15 protein-coding genes are annotated in these 18,749 nt (G+C 60.5%); 6 read left to right on the plus strand and 9 right to left on the minus strand.

All coding sequences use genetic code 11. The features are described from left to right. Nucleotides 1–87: 87 nt before the first annotated feature. From VJ464_12455 to VJ464_12475, 5 genes are all read right to left on the minus strand, one after another. Nucleotides 88–1,392, minus strand: coding sequence for an HD domain-containing protein (locus tag VJ464_12455; protein HKQ05939.1), 1,305 nt, complete (start codon nt 1,390–1,392; stop codon nt 88–90). A gap of 186 nt (nt 1,393–1,578) precedes the next feature. After that, entirely contained in the window at nt 1,579–3,126 is a 1,548-nt protein-coding gene (locus tag VJ464_12460) for an amino acid permease (protein ID HKQ05940.1), read from the minus strand. Nucleotides 3,127–3,243: 117 nt separating this feature from the next. Then, nucleotides 3,244–4,140, minus strand: coding sequence for an MBL fold metallo-hydrolase (locus tag VJ464_12465; GenBank protein HKQ05941.1), 897 nt, complete (start codon nt 4,138–4,140; stop codon nt 3,244–3,246). Nucleotides 4,141–4,378: 238 nt separating this feature from the next. Then, nucleotides 4,379–5,155 (minus strand): LytTR family DNA-binding domain-containing protein, encoded by a 777-nt coding sequence (locus VJ464_12470; protein ID HKQ05942.1) that lies wholly within the window; start codon nt 5,153–5,155, stop codon nt 4,379–4,381. Continuing rightward, nucleotides 5,152–6,675, minus strand: a complete 1,524-nt coding sequence (locus tag VJ464_12475) for a histidine kinase (GenBank protein ID HKQ05943.1) — start codon at nt 6,673–6,675, stop codon at nt 5,152–5,154. Before VJ464_12475 ends, VJ464_12470 begins: the two co-directional genes overlap by 4 nt. Before the next feature lie 578 nt (nt 6,676–7,253). On the opposite strand from VJ464_12475, the gene VJ464_12480 reads away from it, so the two are divergent. From VJ464_12480 to ygiD, 6 genes are all read left to right on the plus strand, one after another. Continuing rightward, entirely contained in the window at nt 7,254–9,374 is a 2,121-nt protein-coding gene (locus VJ464_12480; GenBank protein ID HKQ05944.1) for an alpha-galactosidase, read from the plus strand. 272 nt (nt 9,375–9,646) lie between these two features. Then, complete coding sequence (locus VJ464_12485) at nt 9,647–10,024, plus strand: RNA-binding protein (GenBank protein ID HKQ05945.1); 378 nt, start codon at nt 9,647–9,649, stop codon at nt 10,022–10,024. Nucleotides 10,025–10,217: 193 nt separating this feature from the next. Further along, nucleotides 10,218–11,438, plus strand: a complete 1,221-nt coding sequence (locus tag VJ464_12490) for a DEAD/DEAH box helicase (GenBank protein ID HKQ05946.1) — start codon at nt 10,218–10,220, stop codon at nt 11,436–11,438. A 116-nt stretch (nt 11,439–11,554) separates the two neighbouring features. After that, the gene (gene infA, locus VJ464_12495; GenBank protein HKQ05947.1) at nt 11,555–11,776 is read left to right on the plus strand and encodes a translation initiation factor IF-1; all 222 of its coding nucleotides are present in this window, start codon (nt 11,555–11,557) and stop codon (nt 11,774–11,776) included. A gap of 294 nt (nt 11,777–12,070) precedes the next feature. Next, nucleotides 12,071–13,510 carry an amino acid permease gene (locus VJ464_12500; GenBank protein HKQ05948.1) on the plus strand — a complete coding sequence of 480 codons (1,440 nt, stop codon included), beginning with the start codon at nt 12,071–12,073 and terminating at the stop codon, nt 13,508–13,510. A gap of 46 nt (nt 13,511–13,556) precedes the next feature. After that, nucleotides 13,557–14,324: a 4,5-DOPA dioxygenase extradiol gene (gene ygiD / locus VJ464_12505; GenBank protein ID HKQ05949.1), complete on the plus strand. Its 768-nt coding sequence runs from the start codon at nt 13,557–13,559 to the stop codon at nt 14,322–14,324. Between the two features lie 44 nt (nt 14,325–14,368). Here the strand turns inward: ygiD and VJ464_12510 are convergent, their stop codons facing one another. The 4 genes from VJ464_12510 to VJ464_12525 all read right to left on the minus strand — a co-directional run bounded on the left by VJ464_12510 (nt 14,369) and on the right by VJ464_12525 (nt 18,725). After that, on the minus strand, nt 14,369–15,067 hold the full coding sequence (locus VJ464_12510) for a pirin family protein (protein ID HKQ05950.1): 699 nt from the start codon (nt 15,065–15,067) through the stop codon (nt 14,369–14,371). Nucleotides 15,068–15,162: 95 nt separating this feature from the next. Next, nucleotides 15,163–15,678, minus strand: a complete 516-nt coding sequence (locus VJ464_12515; GenBank protein HKQ05951.1) for a DoxX family protein — start codon at nt 15,676–15,678, stop codon at nt 15,163–15,165. 21 nt (nt 15,679–15,699) lie between these two features. Beyond that, nucleotides 15,700–16,170, minus strand: coding sequence for a MarR family transcriptional regulator (locus tag VJ464_12520; GenBank protein ID HKQ05952.1), 471 nt, complete (start codon nt 16,168–16,170; stop codon nt 15,700–15,702). Between the two features lie 209 nt (nt 16,171–16,379). Then, entirely contained in the window at nt 16,380–18,725 is a 2,346-nt protein-coding gene (locus VJ464_12525; protein ID HKQ05953.1) for an NACHT domain-containing protein, read from the minus strand. Nucleotides 18,726–18,749: the final 24 nt, after the last annotated feature.

The following is an 18,749-nucleotide window of genomic DNA, read 5'->3' on the forward strand; positions in this document are numbered from 1 at the left end:
GTATAGTCGCAGGTGTCACTGCTTCGAGGTGACGAACGAGCGAAATCGAACGAGGCGCTCAAGCTTCCGTATAATAAAAATAACCGATCACGCCCCGTTCCCTTCGCTTGCATGTTCATCGGCGAGTTGCGCCATTGCCTCGCTGACCTCGATGGGGAAACAGACGCGGTCAATGCGATAGCCGCGCATGCCGCGCACGACTTCCGACACTTCGCTGATCTCGCGAATCTCAGGGCGCGGCCAGCCCGATTCAATGTAAATCAAACTCTTAGGATCAACGCCCACCGGCGAATAATAGCCGTAATAGGGCACGTCCCCGGCGCGATCCAGCACCAAATAGTAAGCCGGATCGAAGCCCGCGCCGCGCACGACGGTTTCCGCGCACTCCCAGAAGCGTCTGGCTTCGTCACCGACAAATTCCAGATCAATCGTCTTGAAGAGCTTGCGGTCGATGAAGCGCGCCGCGAGGTCGGCGAGAATCGCATCCCGGTCGCGCGTCCACTGCTTCAGATGAAAGGTCAGGTCGGTGTCATCCATCTGCAAGTATTCGCGCGTCGTCACCGGCTCGCCGAGCAGCATCTTCTCAAAGGCCGAGCCGCGCATGCGAAACTGCAATTGGTCCTGCTCGATCAACTCTCTGGCGCGCGTCAGCGTCGAGACCAACACGGCTTCAGCGGATCGCAGGGTGCGGTGAAAATAGACTTGCCGGAACATGTAATAGCGCGCCTGCAAATACTCTTCGACGGCGTACAGCCCTTTCGCTTCGACGTAGACGCGATCCGACGCGTCGTCAATCTTGAGCGCGTGCAGCACCCATTCCAGATCATAGATGCCATACTTCGCGCCCGTCATCAGGCTATCACGCAGCAGATAATCCATGCGGTCACAATCGAGCTGTGACGACACCAACTGGGTAACGTAGGCCGGCGAGTAGTTGTGCTTGTAGAGCGCCGCGAGCTGTTCGGGAAGCTGCGCTTGATAAGCGCGAAGCAGGCGATTGACTTCGGTGCTGTCGTCCTGAACGATGCGGCAGGTCCAGTCTTCGTGATGAAAGCCGAAGACCTTTTCCATGACGTGCGAGAAGGGGCCGTGGCCGAGGTCGTGCAGCAGAGCGCCGGCGCGACCAACGATGCGCGCTTCTTCGCTGATCGAATGATGCGCGCCGAGCAGGTTCAGGGCGCGCGTCATTAAATGCATCACGCCAATCGAGTGTGTGAAGCGGCTATGCTCGGCACCCTGATAGGTGAACAGCGCGATGCCGAGCTGCTTGATGCGGCGCAGGCGTTGAAACTCGGCTGAATCGATCAGCGCGACGATCAAGCGGTCGTCTTCGAGCGATTCGTCGAGCGCGATGATATTGTGAAGGGGATCGCGATAATTCCGCTGCGGCAACGCGCACCTCTGTCGGGCTATGATGGTCGCTCCACGCGGATACTATCATAGCTCATGCGCGAGGCGCAGGGAACGCTTGCCGGAAGGCGTGCTGACTTTCCTTGCGCGAATCACCGAAGCCGTGAGCAATCCCGCTGAACCCACACGGCCACCAGTGCTCGCGCAAGGAAAGTCGGCACGCTTCGCTCAATCGGCCTCGGCGCGCGCTACCGGACTTGCGGCGGGAACCGTTTCAGCTTCGATCTGAGCCGGGCGCTCATTCAAGAGACTGTGGTGGCGGCCATAGGCGAAGTAGATTACAAAACCGACCAGCAGCCAGACGCCGAGCCGCAGCCAGTTCTCCGCCGGCAGCGAGAACATCAACAGCAAACAGGTGGCGATGCCGAGTATGGGCACCGCCGGCACCCAGGGGGCGCGGAACGGGCGCTCGGCTTCGGGGTGTGTGCGGCGCATGATCAGCACGGCGGCGCAGACGATCACGAACGCCGACAGCGTGCCGATGCTCACCAGGTCGGCCAGGATGCGCAGCGGCAAGAAAGCCGTCGCCGTGCCGACAAACATGCCGGTGACGATGGTGGACTTCCACGGCGTGCGGAATTTCTCATGCACAGCGCCAAAGAACTTTCGCGGCAGCAAGCCGTCGCGCGCCATCGCCAACAGGATGCGCGCCTGGCTCGAAATCGATACCAGCACGACCGACGTGATGCCGGCGAGCGCCCCGAAGGAAATCAAAAACTGCGCCCAGGTCAGCCCCTTCTGCTTGAAGGCATTCGACACCGGCGCGTTGGTGTCGAGTTGGTCATAACGAATCATGCCGGTCAGCACCGCCGTCACGGCAATGTAAAGAATCGTACAAATCAGCAGCGAGGCGATGATGCTCAGCGGCACATCGCGGCGCGGGTTGCGCGCCTCTTCCGAGTTGGTCGAAACGGAGTCAAAGCCGATGTAAGCGAAGAAGATGATCGCCGCCGCGGCGAGCATGCCGAGCGGCTGGCCGCCGGCGTCCGAGCCGCCTAGCACGGGTTTGCCGAAGAAGCTAATGCCGGCAAAACCGAAGGGCGCGAACGGGTGCCAGTTCTTCGGGTCAACATAAAACACGCCGACGCCGATGACCAGCAGCACGACCGCGACTTTCAAGACGACCATCGCCGTGTTGAACCGCGCGCTCTCTTTCATGCCGAGGACGAGGATCGTTGTGACCAGGACGGCGATAAGGATGGCGGGCAGGTCCAGCACTGTCCCCGTGGCGACGAGCCTGCCCAGAGCGGGATCGTAATCCATCGGCGCGCGGCTGATTGCATCCGGCAGCTTGAGGCCAAAGATACTGATCAAATCCTGGAAGTATTTCGACGCGCCGACGGCGACAGTCGAGGCGCTGACCGCATACTCCAGCACCAGGTCCCAACCGATGATCCACGCGAACAGTTCGCCGAGCGTCGCAAACGCATAGGTGTAGGCCGAGCCGGCGACCGGCACCATCGAAGCGAACTCGGCATAACAGAGCGCCGCAAAGACACAGGCGATGCCGGCGACGACAAACGACAGCATCAGCGCCGGCCCGGCTTTGCTGTTGGCGGCGACGCCCGTAAGCACGAAGATGCCCGTGCCGATGGTCGCGCCGACGCCGAGACTCGTCAGTTGCAGCGGGCCAAGCACGCGCCGCAGGCGGCCTTCGCCCACCATCTCTTTGAGGAGCAGGTCGAGCGGTTTTCTTCTGAACAGGTTATTTGCCATCGGTACACCTCCACGTTGAGTGATATGTTCGCGTCGTCGAGGTGCTCGCCGATGTGGCGCAAGCTGTTAGCTTGCGCGAGTCACTGCGCAAGCTAACAGCTTGCGCCACCACCTGCGTCAACGCGGCGATTTGTTCGAGAGGCTCTTGTGGATCGTCTCGATCCACGCGGGCGTCTTGATGAAGCCCTGGCCCCAGCTATTCCATTTTTCCGGCAACCCTTCAGCCTTGATCTGATCGAGCGACTTGCCGGCCTTGATGCGCTCGCGCACGCTGCCGATGGTTTCGACCAGCATCTGGTGAAACTTCTTCAAGTCCTCGACATTTGCCAGCGGCCCGTGGCCGGGGATGATCCGGGCGTCCGCGAGAATCTTGCCGAGCACCGCGGCGACGTTATGCTCATAGCCTTCGACATCGCCGCCGCTCGCCAGGTCAACGAACGGGAACATGCCGTTGAAGAACTGGTCGCCCATGTGGACGACGTTGGCCTTCGTGAAGTAGATCACGCTGTCGCCGTCTGTGTGACCGTGCGGCACATGCATGGCGCGAATCTCTTCGCCGTTGAAGAAGACCGATAGCGAGCTGTCGAAGGTGATGACCGGCAGCGCTTCGGGCGGCGACGACGGCGGCGCGTTGCCGGTTGCCGGCTTCCACTCGCCTGACAAGCGCTTGCGCACGTTGTCGTGGGCGACGATGGTGCCTTCGGTGCTGAAGGCTTTGTTGCCGCCGGTGTGGTCGCCGTGATAATGCGTGTTCAAAATGTAGCGCAGCTTACCTTCGCCGAGCTTCCTGAGCGCGGCACGAATCTTGTCGGCGAGCGGCGCGAACTGGTCGTCAACGATCAAGATGCCGTCGGCGCCGACCGAGACGCCGATGTTGCCGCCTGCGCCTTCGAGCATGTAAATGTTGCCTGCGACCTGAGTGGATTTGATTTCGACTTTCGACAGGTCGTTCTGGGCCTGCGCGACCGCCAGGCAGACGACGAACGAAAGCACGAAAAGCAGATAATGCTTCATAAACGGGCCTCCTGTTGTAAGCGAGATGTTTTCGAGCCGGGTGCTGCGCAGACACTATACCGCAGCCGCCCGCGCATCACGAACGCCATCGCGCTTACCGAACAGGGCGCAAACCACTCACGGATTAACGCTAACGGTGCGACCACTGTAAGCGGGATGGCGGCAGGCGACAATGATTATGGTACGAAGGCTTTGATTGGTGGCACGAACGGTTAGTGAAGGGAACGAACGGCGCGGCCTAAAGCGCGTTGCCGAGCAATTCGCCGAGCCGCTTGCGGCAACTGCGGCTCAACATCAACTCGGTGCCGTCGCGCAGGATGACGCGATAGTCGTTGTGGAACCAGGGCTGGAGCTCGCGCACGCGGTCGAGATTGACAATCGTCGAGCGGTGAATGCGCATGAAGCGTTTGGGGTCGAGCTGCGCTTCGATCTGGCTGATGGCTTCGCGCACCAGATGGGACTCACGGCCTACGTGCAAGCGCACGTACTTGCCTTCGGCTTCGATCCAATCGATCTCTTCGGTCTTGAGAAAGAAGGCCCGCCCGCCGGCTTTAATGACCATGCGCTCAAGGTGGCTCTGTTGGGCGCGCAGCGCTTCGAGCAAGGCGAGCGTACGCTCGGTCACGTCGCTGCGGTCGCTGGTCAAGCGCGACTTCGCCCGCTGCAAGGCGTTGTCGAAGCGGCGGCGGTCGAACGGCTTGAGCAGGTAATCGAGCGCGTGGACTTCGAAGGCGCGCACCGCGTACTGGTCATAAGCCGTCACGAATATAATCAGCGGCGCTTCGTTCGCGGCAATCCGCTCTAGCACGGCGAAGCCATCCGCTTCGGGCATCTGCACGTCGAGAAAGACGAGCGCCGGCTGTTGCTCGCGAATGGCGGCAACCGCTTCGCTGCCGTTGGCACATTCGCCGATCACTTCGACATCCGCGTGGCGCGCCAGCATGCGGCGAATGCGCCGCCGTGCCAGCGGCTCGTCATCAACGATCAAGGTGCGAATCATTTTCGTCAGGCTCATCTGATGGCCACTCTCCTTGAGGCATCGACCGCTTCGGCTTTCTCAAAAGGAATTTCAAGCGTGACCTGCAAGCCGCCGCCGGTTGCATCGGCCATCTCGAAGCGCTGCGCCGTGCCGTAGAGCTGTTCGAGCCGGGCGCGCGTGTTACTGAGCCCGACGCCGCCGCGCAGCTTGCCCGCCGAGTCCTGCGCCGCTGTCAGCCCCGGCCCGTTGTCTTTCACCTGCAAGACGAGCGCGCCGTTCAGGCGCGAGGCGCAGACCTGGATGCGGCCCGGCCCGGCCTGCGTGACAATGCCGTGGCGGATGGCGTTCTCGACGATGGGTTGCAGAATCAGGTTCGGCACCAGCGCGTCGAGCGCCTCGGTCGCCACCTCGAAGCTCACCTTGAGGCGGTCTTGAAAACGCACCTGCTCGATCCCCAGATAGCAGCGCAGGAACTCCAGCTCTTCTTGCAAGCGCACCTGTTGAGCGCCGGAGTTTTGTAAGGTCATTCGCAAAAAATCGCCCAACCGCGCCAGCATCTCGTCCGCCGCGTCAATGTCTTCGTCGAGCAATGCGGAGATCGAGTTCAAGGTGTTGAAGAGAAAATGCGGCTGCAACTGCATCTTCAACGCCTGCAACTGCGCCTGCGCCAGCTCGGCCTTGAGCCGCGAGGCGCGCAGCTCTTCGCGTTGATAGCGGCGATAGTAATCGATGACAAAGCTGATGAGCATGAAGGTGCCGTAGCTCATATAACCGGTCGGCAGGTTGAAGAGAATGTCCGACTGATAGAGCTCGCGAACCGATGAATACTGACGATAGACCGCAACGTGCAGCGCCCAGCCAACGATCAGGTAGATGGCGCGGTGAAAGAAGGCCAGCGTCAAGCAGGCCATCACATGAATGATCGAATTGCGCAGCCAGCCGTCGCGCCCGATCCGAAACCAGCGCGCCAGTCGAAAGATCAGCGGCGCGAGCAGCGCCCACAAAAACCAGTAAGGCAGCTCCCACACCAGCATGCCGCCGAGCGTCGGCTGATGGTTGAAGATGGCGACGTAATGGCCGGCGAAGAAATAGTAGTTGAGCGTGAAGGACAGTCCGACGAGCGTCCACGCGACGAGGACTAGAACCCACAGCACCCAACCGCGCTTGAGCATGCATAGACTCCTTGTGACTTTCGGACGTGGCTCTATGATAGCGCGAAACGACGACGACGGGCAGCCGTTTCTTGCGCGGCGGCCGTGTGTGGTTGGCTGAAGAAGGGCTTGAAGTGAAGACCGCTTCAAGCCCTTCATTGCAAGTGGCTGTCTCAGCCGATTGAATGGCTCGAATGCAACAGTAAACAGGCCGATGGCCATGCCGAAGCGCAGCAAATCTTTGTGCCGCGCGTTGCCTGCTTGATGGTCTTTGAAGGCGGCGGCGAGATAGCCTGCCGGGTTTTCCATGAACTGCCGCGCGGCTTCGCGCGCTTCGCCGGCGAGCCGCTGGATCAACGAGGATTGTTTGGGAAACAGGTCGAGAAACAACGCGTCATCTTGCATACTCCCTCCGCGAGCCGGACGACCGGGCACGGGTCGGATCGCTCGGACTCGACTCTGCGAAGAGGGGTTGACCCTCTAGTCATTCTGTTCTCAGATAGGTTGAAGAATTCGGACACGGGGCGCGCCATCACGCCGCCGCTCAAGCGGCGCAACGGTCGCGCATTTGATATGCGTCAAGAGAATGATTGCACTCAGTCTGCTTGCAGCAAAACTGCGCCGTCGGCGCGTTAAGGCTAAGGGAGTTCCCTGCGAATCAACCGGCGCTTTTGCGAAATCGAAAAGAAATTGAAACCGGCAGCAGGTCGCCCGCGTCTAAATCAACGTGGTTTCAACGTGAGCGCGTGTCTTGACGGCACACCTCAGTCAACGATAGAGAAGAACAATGCCGTATCCAAAGCCCTCCGAATGCGCGTCGAAGATCATGAACGAATCGCCTGTGAGGTTGGCAGAGCCAGGCAGGATCGTTAGAAATAGCATTCTTGAACATGGCTCCTCATCTGCCGGTGAAGCTTTCTAAGTTTCTACGCTTCGTGACGTGATCTCGCGCTAATTCCAAATCGCTCTTTCAGGAAGGCCTAATGACAGATCATAGTGAATACACGAATCAATCCATTCAAATGAAAAGGCAGGCTCAACCGCGCAAGCCGGCGCGTCGCGGGTGGGTTCGGGCGCTTGTCCTGGGACTCGCCTGGGCGCTGGCGCTGGCCGTGCAATCGTCGGCGCAGGAATTGAGCAATGACTCGCTCAGGTTGCGTCTAGGCATCTCGCCCGAAGGCATTCCGATCATCAAGGAAGCGGTGTGGCTGGATAGCGGGCAGGTGGCGTTCCGCGATATGGGAACGCCGAATGGCCTCGACGACTGGGCGCCGGCGGCGCTGCTGCCGCCGGCATCGGCGGTGCCGACAGGCTGGGAGTTGACCGAAGGCGAAAGCATGACGACGGCTGAAGCGACGCGCGAGCTGGCCAACAAGATGAGTCTCACATGGATCGTTGAGCTGCCGAAACACGCAGATCTCTTCCGCCTGCACATGCGGTTGACGAATGGCGGCAAGAAAGCGCGAGCGGTCGAATGGTTCCCGGGGTGGGCAGCAAGCTGGAATGTCGGCGGCCAGGCGCAATGGGCGCGCTGGTGGGAGTCGCTGAAGTTCGACCGTACCGAGCAGGCTCTGAGCAACAGCCGCACGATTCGTCTGGGCAGCCGCCTGCACAGCTCGGACGATGCCGGCGACGGGGTCAATCCTTACTGGGTGGTTGGCGGCGAAATGAACCGCATCTATTTCGGCCTGCAATGGAGTGGCGGCTGGAGCGCGACGTTGCGCGGGCTCGATAATGGCTTCACCTACTCGGTGGGGCTGCCGCCGGCAGAAACGCAACTGGTGTTGAACCGGCGCGAGACCATTGAAGGCCCGGCGCTGCTGGTGATGCCAGTCGCCGACGCCGACGAGGCGGAGAGTCGCGGAATGTGGATGCGGCAGCGCTACAACCTGGGGCGGACGCTCTATGGCGGCCCGCGCGCCTCCTTTCCGCTGATTTATAACAGTTGGTACGCCATCCGCCAGATGCTCAACGCCGATTTCCTGAGCCGTCAGGTCGCCACCATGACGCCGTACGCCTTCGACGCGTTCGTTCTCGACGCCGGGTGGTTTATGGAGGGCCGCTGGAAGCCCGACCCGGATAAGTTCCCTGGCGGTGAGATGAGCGATACCCTGGCGGCGCTCAAGGCCAACGGCATCAAGCCGGGGCTGTGGTCAACGCCGCAATACGTCAGCGACAGCAATAACGCGTTTGCTTTGACGCTGGAAGACCCGCCGCTGGAAAACCGCTTCCTGAGCGGCTATCTGCTTGACCTGTCGCAAGACGGCTTCAGCGACTACCTGGAAAACCATGTCGAGGGGCTGCGCAGCAAGTATTCGGTTGACTATTGGAAATACGACCAGCCGTTCTTCACCGAGGTGTCGCGCTCAGGCGAGATGAAGAACGTCGTCGGGTTTCAGAGTGCTTTGCAAAACGTGCGGCTGACCAACCCTGACCTGATGATCGAGAACTGCTTGAATGGCGGGCGCATGATCAACGACTTCACGCTGCTGGCGACGCAGACGAGCTGGCTCAGCGACTATGGCAAGAGCGGCTTTCCCGATCCGCAGGTGAATATTCGTAGCGCGCTGAATGCGCTGGAGAGCGTCTTTCCGTGGGCGGCTTTGCGCTTCACCATCCGCATGGACACGCTCGACCCGGATGATGATGAGATGGCGCGGCTCTGTTGCCGCAGCGCGATGATCGGCACCTGGGGACTGTCGACCGACCTGTCGCAGGTCGGCGAGCGCCAGCAGAATGTCATCCTCCAGGAGGTTGCGAACTATCGGTGGTTAAGTCCACTGAAATTCTCTTGCGTCTACGACCTGCGGCTGCCGAGCGACGAGGCGGAAGTGGCAGGCGTCACTTTCTATAGCAGCAAACGCTATCGCGCCGGCGTCCTGCTCTACCGCTGGGAGCGTGAGGGCGCCTTTGACGAGCACGTTACGCTGGCGCGGCTAAAGCCAGAGCTGACCTATCACGTGGTTGACGTAGACACGGGCGCGGAGTTCACTGCCAGCGGCAGCGACTTGATACGCAACGGCGTCAACGTCTCGTTTGGCAGCCAGCGGCTGTCGGCTATGCTGTTCATCGAGACGGTCACGCCAACCGCGACGGCAAAGTAAGTGGTTAAATTGCCGGATCGACAGGCCGCGGGCGCGCGTCGGCGGTCTGTCGATTGGCGAAAAAGCGCGCCCGCCGAGCCCTGGAATTGTTTCGTAGACTTTCGCCGGGCGATCTGGTAAGATATCCGTGTTCGTTTAGGCAGACCGAGCGCTGCTAGTTGACTTAAGGTTTCAGGAGTTTCCCGCTACTGCTTGGAGAGAGTTTGATTCAGTTTCTCATTCCTTTCCCACAAAGCCTCGGAAGTTCCTCTTAACTATTTTCAGGAGACACCATGAAGAGAATCTACGTTGGTAACCTGTCGTATCAAACGACGGAAGCCGATCTCACTGATCTGTTTGAGCAAGTGGGTCAGGTCGAATCGGTAAACATCATTACGGACCGCGACACGGGACGTTCCAAGGGCTTTGCGTTTGTCGAGATGAACGACGAGGATGCGGAGAAAGCCATTGCGCAATTCAACGGCACCGAAGTCATGGGACGGTCGGTGACGGTCAATGAAGCGCGGCCTCGCGAAGAGCGTGGCGGCGGGCGCGGCGGCTTCGGCGGCAACCGCGGTGGCGGCGGCGGACGTGGCGGCTTCGGCGGCGGCGGCGGACGTGGCAGCGGCGGCGGCGGCGGCGGACGTGGCGGCTACGGAAACCGTTACTAAGTCGGCCACGAGTGCTGACCAGTTTAGGCAAGGGATGAGCGAGCCGAGCTCGTTCATCCCAGCCCAAAGAGCGATGCAAGCAGTCGAAGGAATCAAGGCTCCCATCTCATCTCAACTCTGCAACACCCCTGCAATCACCAGTGCTGCGGCGACGCCGGCAACCCGCCGCCACGCCGCAACGAAAGAAAGGTTCATGAATTTAGATAATTTTCACAAGCTTGGCCTGCGCGCACAGCTTGTCAGTGTAATTGAACGGCTCGGCCTCCAAGTGCCGACAGAAATCCAGGCGAAAGCCATCCCGCCGCTGCTGGCGGGGCAAAACATTTTGGCGACGGCCGAGACCGGCTCAGGCAAGACGGCGGCATTTCTGCTGCCGATCATCGAGCGGCTCGAACGGGCGGGCGCGGCCCGCGCTCTGGTGCTGGCGCCAACCCGCGAGCTGGCTTTGCAGATCGAAGCCAATGCCCGCGACTTCAGCCGCGCCGCGCGCCTGCGCACCGTTTCAGTCGTCGGCGGCGAAAACATCGCGCGGCAGATCAAGGCGCTGCGCACTGGTGTGGATATCATCATCGCCACGCCCGGGCGCTTGAACGACCTGCTCGAACGCAACGCCGTGCAGTTGGGCGCCATCGAAGCGCTGGTGCTTGACGAAGCCGACCGCATGCTCGACATGGGATTCTTGCCGCAGGTGCGGCGCATCGTCCGGCACGTTCCCGCGAAGCGGCAGACCATGCTGTTTACGGCAACCATGTCGCGCGCCGTCGAGCTTTTAAGTCGCGAGTTGCTGAACGATTGTGTGCGTGTCGCGGCGTCGCCAACGACGACGACGACGGCAACGCTGACGCAGACGGCTTTCCCTGTGCTCGCGCATGCGAAGACGCCGCTGCTGTTGGCTCTGCTCAAGCAGAAGACCGACGGCGCCATCCTCGTCTTCACGCAGACGCGCCGCGGCGCCGACCGCCTGGCGCACATCCTGACCGCCAACAAGCACGAAGTCGAAACGCTGCATTCAGATCGCAGCCAGTCGCAGCGCAACCGCGCCTTGCAGAGCTTTCGCTCAGGCAATGTGCGCGTCTTGGTGGCGACTGACGTAGCGGCGCGCGGCATTGACATTGACGACATCGCTTACGTCATCAATTATGAAGTGCCGGCGACGGCTGAAGACTACATTCACCGTGTCGGGCGCACGGCGCGCGCCGGCCGCCAGGGTGCGGCGCTGACGCTGGTCAGCCCCGAAGAAGAATCGATGCTGGAGTCCATCGAGCGCTCGACGGGCGTGAAGCTCGAACGTCAGCGCGTGCATGGTTTCACCGATGGGCGCTCGGACGAGCAGATTCGTCTGGCGAGCGAGATCGCCCGCTTGCGGTCGGTTTCGCGCCGCTCGTTTGCCGGGGGCCGCGCCGCCCGCCGATAATATGGCCGTTTACTAAGCGTCAGGCGGACACGCGGCAACGCGGTTCGCCCGGCGCCAGAGCGATTTCAAGTATGACCGGACGGCTCCCGCAAGAGCCAAGCCGAGAAAGGAAATACATGCCGAGAGAAGATATGATCGCCGTTGACGGCACCGTCGTCGAATGCAAAGGCAACGCGACGTTCAAAGTGAAAGTGGCGCAAGGCCACGAAGTGCTGGCGCACCTGGCCGGCAAGATGCGCAAGCATTACATCAAGGTGCTGGCCGGCGACCGCGTGACCGTCGAGCTGTCGCCTTATGACCTGACCAAGGGCCGCATCACCTACCGCCATCGCAGCTAATCGCCGGCGGCGTGATCGCCAGGTCAGAGCGCCTCAGTCTGACTGATGGACTGGCGCTCGCTCTCCGCAGGCGGAACATGGTGAAACACACTCGCATTGTTCCGCCCACGGCAACCCTTGCTACAGCAGACCGCCGGTGACGGGTTCCGGCCTTTGCCCTGACGCCCTCCTCTTCCAATTAGACCTATCGCGGCCTCATCTTTTCAATAGCTCATTGCCGGACTTCCGCTCTACTGATAACCCTGTATAATCTCCCGCGGTAGGACCAAGGGCTGAAGAGAGGGCATGTCTTGTATGGCAGAAACGAAACCATCATTGCTCCGCGCCTTGACGCTGACAGACGCCATTGCGCTAGTCGTCGGCACGGTCATCGGCACGGGGGTATTTTTGAAGACCGCGGTGATGACGCAGCAATTGGGCAGCCCTGGGCTAGTGCTGCTGGCGTGGCTTGCGGCGGGACTGCTCTCGCTCGCCGGCGCGTTAGCTTATGCCGAGCTTGGCGCGATGTACCCGCACGCCGGCGGTGAATATGTCTACCTCGGCAAAGCCTTCGGCGATGCGCCGGCCTTTCTCTACGGCTGGATGCAATTTGCTGTCGCGGGAGCAGGCGGGATTGCCGGCCTCAGCACTGGATTCGCTATTTTCCTTTCGGCCTTGATCCCGCTGGGCGGCGCGTGGGCTGAACGGACGTTTCATCTGTTCGGGCAGGAAGTCCACTGGCAGTTCGGCCTGTCGCAGGTGGTCGCAGTCGCCGCGATTGTGCTGTTGTCGGCGATCAACTGCATCGGCGTGGCGGTCGGCGGGCGGGTGCAGGCCGTGCTAACAGCGGCCAAGTTGTTGGGCATTGCAGTCATCGTTGTCGGCGTCTTCTTTTTCTCGCGCAACGCAGGCTGGTCGCATCTGGCAACGTCGGGCGGCACCTCAGCCGTGGGCGGCGTGTCAGCCTTTGGCGCGGCGATGATGGCGGCGCTCTGGGCTTACAACGGCTGGTATCTGTTGCCGGTCGTCGCCGGCGAGGTGCAGCGCCCGCAACGCAATGTGCCGCGCGGCCTGATTTTCGGTATGCTCGCCGTTATGGCGACTTACTTGCTGGCGAACCTGGCCTATTTTTACGCGCTGCCGGTCGCTGAAATCGTCACTGCAAATTCGACGGCGCACCCGGATGCGCTGCCGGTCGCGGCGAAAGCGGCGCAAACCTTCTTCGGCTCCACCGGCGCGGCTTTCATCTCGATAGCCTTTGTCGTCTCCACCCTCGGGGCTCTGAATGGATGCATTATGGGGCAGGCACGCATTCCCTTTGCGATGGCGCGGGACGGGTTGTTTTTCCAGCGGGTCGGCGAAGTGAGCGCCAGGCGGCGCGCGCCGATCTGGGCGATCAGCGCGCAATCGGCGTGGGGCTGTGTGCTGGCGCTCTCAGGCACCTTCGATCAAATCACGACCTACACGATCTTCGCGCTGTGGCTCTTCTTCGGCGTGACGGTGAGCGCGGTCTTTGTGCTGCGCCGGAAGATGCCCGATGTAGAACGCCCGTACAAAACCCTCGGCTACCCGCTCGTGCCGCTGCTTTTCATGCTGGTCGCGGCGTGGCTGGTCATCAACACGATTGTTACAAGCCCTGTCGAATCGGTGATCGGCCTTGTGCTGATTGCGCTTGGTCTGCCGGTCTACTTCTACTTCAAGCGGAAGCAGGCGCGCACGGTGACCGCAGAGATCGCGGCAGCGGCTCAACCATAGCAATGCGGCAAAACGCTATTAGCGGGGTAAGAATATGACAGAGCCTATGCCTACCATCTTCTTCGGGCACGGCAACCCGATGAACGCGCTACAAACAAATGCCTGGACCGAAAGCTGGGCGGCTATCGGTGAGCGTATTCCCAGGCCGCAAGCGATTCTTTGTGTTTCGGCGCATTGGTACTTGCCCGCAACGCTGGTGACAGCGATGGAGCGACCGCGCACGATTCACGACTTCGGCGGCTTTCCCCAGGAGTTGTACGAGGTAAGTTATCCAGCGCCCGGCGACCCGAAGCTTGCGCGCCGCGTGCGAGAATTGCTCGCCCCGCTGCCTGTGGGCTTAGACGACCGGTGGGGATTGGATCACGGCACCTGGTCTGTGCTCTATCACGTCTTCTCTGAAGCTGATATCCCTGTGGTGCAACTGAGCATCGACGAAACGCAACCCGCCGCTTTCCACTACGAAGCCGGAAAGCGGCTGGCTACGCTGCGCGACGAAGGGATACTCGTCATCGGCAGCGGCAACCTCGTGCATAACCTGCATACCTATGCCTGGGGTCGTCATAAGGTCGAGCCTTTCGACTGGGCCGTCAGATTCGAAACCCAGGCGCGGGAGTGGTTGCTCGCTGGCGACGACGCTCCGCTGATCAACTACGAGGGGTTGGGCCGCGACGCGCAGCTTGCGGCGCCGACGCCCGACCACTATCTGCCGCTGCTCTATGTGATCGCCCTGCGAAGAGCAGGCGAGAAGATCATTTTCCCTGTGGAAGGATTCGACGGAGGTTCGATCTCCATGCTCAGCGTTCAAATCGGATGACCCTTCAATGGCAATCGGACACCACGCCAAAACCATACCGTGAACTAGGCCAGATCAAAGAGCAGGATTTCCGCGTCTTCACTCGCCCGGATGTTCAGAGCCGTCTCTTCGCTGATGGCCGCCCCATCGCCCGCCCGCAAAGTCGTGCGGTTCACGCTGACCGCGCCCTTGACCACCTGTATCCACGCGTGGCGGTCTCCGTCGAGCTGATAGGAAATATCGTCACCGGACGCCAACAACGCGTCATAGACCTTCACGTTCTGGTGGATGGTCACCGAGCCATCATCGCCTCCACGCGAAGCGATCAGCCGCAGGCGACCGCGCCGCTCGCCTTCAGAGAAAGCCCGCTGCTCGTAACCCGGCTTTAAGCCTTCACGCTCCGGCACGACCCAGATCTGAAGGAAATGGACGGGCTCGGTCTCGGAGCCATTGAACTCACTGTGACTGACGCCTGTGCCGGCGCTCATGCGTTGAAGCTCGCCGGGACGGATCACGCCGCTGCCGCCGGACGAGTCACGATGTTCGAGCGCCCCCTCGACGACGTAGGAGAGAATCTCCATGTCGTTGTGCGAGTGCGTGCCGAACCCTTGAGCCGGCGCGACGAAGTCTTCGTTGATGACCCGCAGGCCGCGGAAGCCCATATAACGCGGGTCATAGTAACGGTTGAAAGAAAACGTGTGATGGCTGTCAAGCCAGCCCGTCTGCGTCTTACCACGTTCTCCCGATGGTCTTACTTTAATCATGGTACCCCCGGTGATTGCTTTCCTGGGAAAGCGTTAAAACGAGCGAGCTGGATGTATAGCCCAGGCCATACGCCGCGCTCTTTTCCCCTGGCCGATCATGCGGCTTTTCTGACTTCGTGACTTGCCGGGCCAAAATCTGGCAGGCGCTTGCCATGCCGCAAGACTTGATCCAGGCTCCACGTCCCTCCGCCGGCCACAGCCATATAAAGAAACGCGAAGCAGTAAACCACGGCCAGCTCTCCGCCGTTCCTTACCGGCCAGAAGCCTTGCGGCGCATGAGCCATAAAATAAGCGACCGCCATCAAGCCGGAAAGAATGAACCCCACCGGTCGCGTGAAAAGACCCAGAAGGATCAGCAGGCCGCCGAAAAACTCCAGCACTCCGGCTATGCCTACCATTGAAATCAGCGAGGGCGTAGCTGCCGGCTGGGCTGCGAGAAACCCGAAGAGTTTCTGCGCCCCGTGCTGCATGAAGAGAAACGCAATGATGACGCGCAGGACGCTGAGCAGGCGCGGCGCCCACTTGAAAGTGAATGAGTTCAGTTTAGACATAAGGTTCCTCCAAATGGCTGTCGTGTCCAGCCAGGTAAATGTTTTCACATCCGTCGTCATAACGACTATTTGAGAAAAAAATTAATCGGCGCTCTTGCGGGCTTGCTCTAACAGATTGCTCAAGCTAGCCAGCTCTTTTTCTCCCATGTGCTTCAGGAGTCGGCGATGGTGTTCCTGTATGGGTTTATCAAGCTCAGCAAGCGTGCGCAGTCCCCCTTCAGTGATGCGAGTAATGATGACCCGGCGATCCTTCGACTCCCGCTCCCGTGAGATCAATCCTCGGGTTTCGAGGCGGTCTAACAGCCGCGTAATATCCGAGTCTTTCGTCACCATGCGTTCACTGATCTGGCTGCAAGACAGGCCTTCTGTCCCGGCGCCTCGCAAAATCCTTAGCGCATTGTACTGAGTGGGGGTGAGGTCCGCCGACTTGAGCGTTTCACTGAAGGCAGACGACAGCCATTCTGCCGTGCGAATGATGTTCAGATGAACTTCTTCTTCCTTGCAGGCGAACGGCTTGGTTTGTTTCAGCTCTTTCCGCAGTTTGCCAGCCACCTCAGGAATATACTCGTTATAACGAATATTGTCAACAGGGGTTTTACGAAAACGGTTCTGAATGCCCTGCCGCTTGCGGCGGGGATGGATGAAGCAGCTTGGCAGGACTCGAATGTCCCCGGTAATCAGAGACGCTTCTTACTGACAGGTGGGGTTAGGCTGTCACCCATTGTGCCCCCACTCTCCCTGACCGATCAGGGCCGGCTTGGTTATGAGGCAGTCCCCCACAACAGCTCTCTGATACGTCGCGCCCGTTCCCTCTGACCTATAGACTCTAAATGCTGGTCGCCCCCCATGCGCCACTTATAGAGCAAGCGGGCTTCTTCCTTGTGGCCGGCCTGCACCGTATGGGAGATGATCCTTTCCATCAGATCAAGAGCGATCACATTGGTCAGGTATTGGTCGGCTGAGTCTTCAGGGCCGACGGCTGCGCTACGCATCCGGATCGCCCCGCCTGTTTGTACGTTGCCGATGGTTGACCAACTCCCCGGCAGCATTGTCTCGTGCAACTGTCGCTCGAAGTGTTTGATCGCGCCCCCGTGAAGAGGCTCCGCGTCGAACGTGAGCGACTGGCCAAAATAATTAGACAGCGTCGGATGTGTAAAGTACATCACTACCTGGTCAGGTTCGGCGTAGGCGTTTAAGAGTTGCCGGTCATGCAAAGCATTCATCGAGGCTTGTAACTCTTCCAGGTGAACCCTTCCTAGCTCTTTGTCCTCGGACTCGGCAAGGATCTGCTGGAATTCCTTCGTAGAGAGCGGCAAGCCCAGGGTGGCAACACGCTGAAGGGCTGCCACCTCCTGCCTGGGCAGGCGCTCTTCGTAACGGGCGAACAGTTGTATGAATCGGCAGTTGTACTCGTCTACCTCTCTGCTCCCGGTCTGCATTATGGTTTCGACGGGAGGCAGGCGGTCAGCCGCCGCGATATCGCCATCATAAAAATCGCCCAGCAGTCGGCCAAGGTGGTAGATCGTCATCGCATGGAAGCCAAAGCGGGCAGCCAGCGCGACCAGTTGCGTTTCGTCACCCTGAACTCCGCAGTGGCGCAGCAAGTCAGCGGCGGCTTCGGGCGGAATGCCCCCGACCTGTATAGATGAGTAAGCCCTGCCGGGCCTCCGCAACTCAGCCGGTTCAAGGCGGGTGGTGATCAGGGCAAGGATCGGCATCTCTCCTTTGGCGATCTCTTCGAGAAGTTGTAAGATGTGGGGCGCTCGTATCTGCCCTTCGTCGGTCGCCTCGCCGCCCGGGTGTTGAAGGACGTCGAGCCCATCTAGCACCAGCAGCACGCGCCGCAGATATCTCTCCTGCACCGCTTGACGGAGGTAAGCCAAACATTGGTCGCCGGTCGCGGGGTCCAGGAGGTCTGGGTTGAGGTATTCGGCGAAGGACCGTAAGAAGGTTTCGTAAAACGGCTTCGCATGAAAGTCCCAGACGAAGATGGCATCGGCTGAAGGCAGGCTCGGCCCCGACACATGCGAGTCCTTCTTATCACCAAACGTGCGGCACTCCTTTAGGAACTGGCAGGCAAGGGTCGTCTTCCCGACGCCCCCGAGTCCGACGAGTCCGACGACGTGCGGCGAGCCGTCTTGCCATAAGGATCGCAGTATGTCCATTTCGGGGCGCGGTTGATAGCCGCTCACTTCGGGCAACAGGTCCCAGTTCCGCCTCAAAGGCCACGTGGCGCAGACAGGCGAGAGGGCTTGCGAGCGCTTCGGCGACCACCATATGATGACACGCGGGGCACGGCTCCACCGCGCGATGTCATCCGAGTAGTTGAAGGCGACTAACCGCTTCACCTGCTCCTGGTCGTCCGCGGCAATCACCCACACGGATTCTGACCAGAGCGGTTGGAGGTGAAGGGCCTCGAACGATTCGATGTCCGCGCAGACCAAGTCTGGCGGCATGCTGGACCACAGATCGTCAAGATGGCTGGCACCGTCAACGATTTGCACGAACGACAGCCAGGGTGCCCCCGCGCCATAGAGCCGCACGGTCAGCGAACAGGACACCGGCTTGGCGGCGACGATGAGCGCTCGCGGGCGCGCGGGGGCAGCATAATCACTGACGCGCGTCCGCAACTGGTCAAAGCCCATCTGCCCTTCGAGGTCTTCGAATGGGTGACTGATTGGCTGAGCCTGGCCCCTGCCAAAAAATCGCTTATTGGCGAGCCCGCGGCAGGCTCTCAATAGCCGCGGGTATTCGCGCTGGCTCAACTCTGACAGGACCTCATTCGGCAGCACGCTCGGGTCGCAATCGCTGACCAAGTGCCACAACGCCCTCATGGCCGCATCGTCTTCCGGCGGCGAGCAAACGACCTGCAAGTCCGCGCGAACCTCGCGCGACACCTGCATCTGTTCGACCGTTCGGTTTAGGCTTCCGTCCTCGGAGAGGTCGAGGACATAGCCCTGCACGCGATAGGCATGGTGCTGCGACAGGAGGGGAAGCAGGAAAGCTTCTCGAAACACGTCGGCGTCTCTGCCGGCATAGATGCGGCGGGCATGACAGGGCCGAAAGGTTTCGGCCTCTTGCGGTTCGGCTTCTTGCTCAGTTTCCATAAGTCATCTCCCATAGTTCAAGTT

Source organism: Blastocatellia bacterium, assembly GCA_035275065.1.
Taxonomy (GTDB): domain Bacteria; phylum Acidobacteriota; class Blastocatellia; order UBA7656; family UBA7656; genus DATENM01.

Excerpts from the sequence above, each read along its gene's own strand:
- VJ464_12470 (HKQ05942.1), bottom strand. The coding sequence starts at position 5,155 with ATGAGCCTGACGAAAATGATTCGCACCTTGATCGTTGATGACGAGCCG.
- VJ464_12460 (HKQ05940.1), bottom strand. The coding sequence starts at position 3,126 with ATGGCAAATAACCTGTTCAGAAGAAAACCGCTCGACCTGCTCCTCAAA.
- VJ464_12475 (HKQ05943.1), bottom strand. The coding sequence starts at position 6,675 with ATGCAAGATGACGCGTTGTTTCTCGACCTGTTTCCCAAACAATCCTCG.
- ygiD (HKQ05949.1), top strand. The coding sequence starts at position 13,557 with ATGCCTACCATCTTCTTCGGGCACGGCAACCCGATGAACGCGCTACAA.
- VJ464_12515 (HKQ05951.1), bottom strand. The coding sequence starts at position 15,678 with ATGACGACGGATGTGAAAACATTTACCTGGCTGGACACGACAGCCATT.
- VJ464_12525 (HKQ05953.1), bottom strand. The coding sequence starts at position 18,725 with ATGGAAACTGAGCAAGAAGCCGAACCGCAAGAGGCCGAAACCTTTCGG.
- VJ464_12465 (HKQ05941.1), bottom strand. The coding sequence starts at position 4,140 with ATGAAGCATTATCTGCTTTTCGTGCTTTCGTTCGTCGTCTGCCTGGCG.
- VJ464_12510 (HKQ05950.1), bottom strand. The coding sequence starts at position 15,067 with ATGATTAAAGTAAGACCATCGGGAGAACGTGGTAAGACGCAGACGGGC.
- infA (HKQ05947.1), top strand. The coding sequence starts at position 11,555 with ATGCCGAGAGAAGATATGATCGCCGTTGACGGCACCGTCGTCGAATGC.
- VJ464_12500 (HKQ05948.1), top strand. The coding sequence starts at position 12,071 with ATGGCAGAAACGAAACCATCATTGCTCCGCGCCTTGACGCTGACAGAC.
- VJ464_12490 (HKQ05946.1), top strand. The coding sequence starts at position 10,218 with ATGAATTTAGATAATTTTCACAAGCTTGGCCTGCGCGCACAGCTTGTC.
- VJ464_12485 (HKQ05945.1), top strand. The coding sequence starts at position 9,647 with ATGAAGAGAATCTACGTTGGTAACCTGTCGTATCAAACGACGGAAGCC.
- VJ464_12480 (HKQ05944.1), top strand. The coding sequence starts at position 7,254 with ATGACAGATCATAGTGAATACACGAATCAATCCATTCAAATGAAAAGG.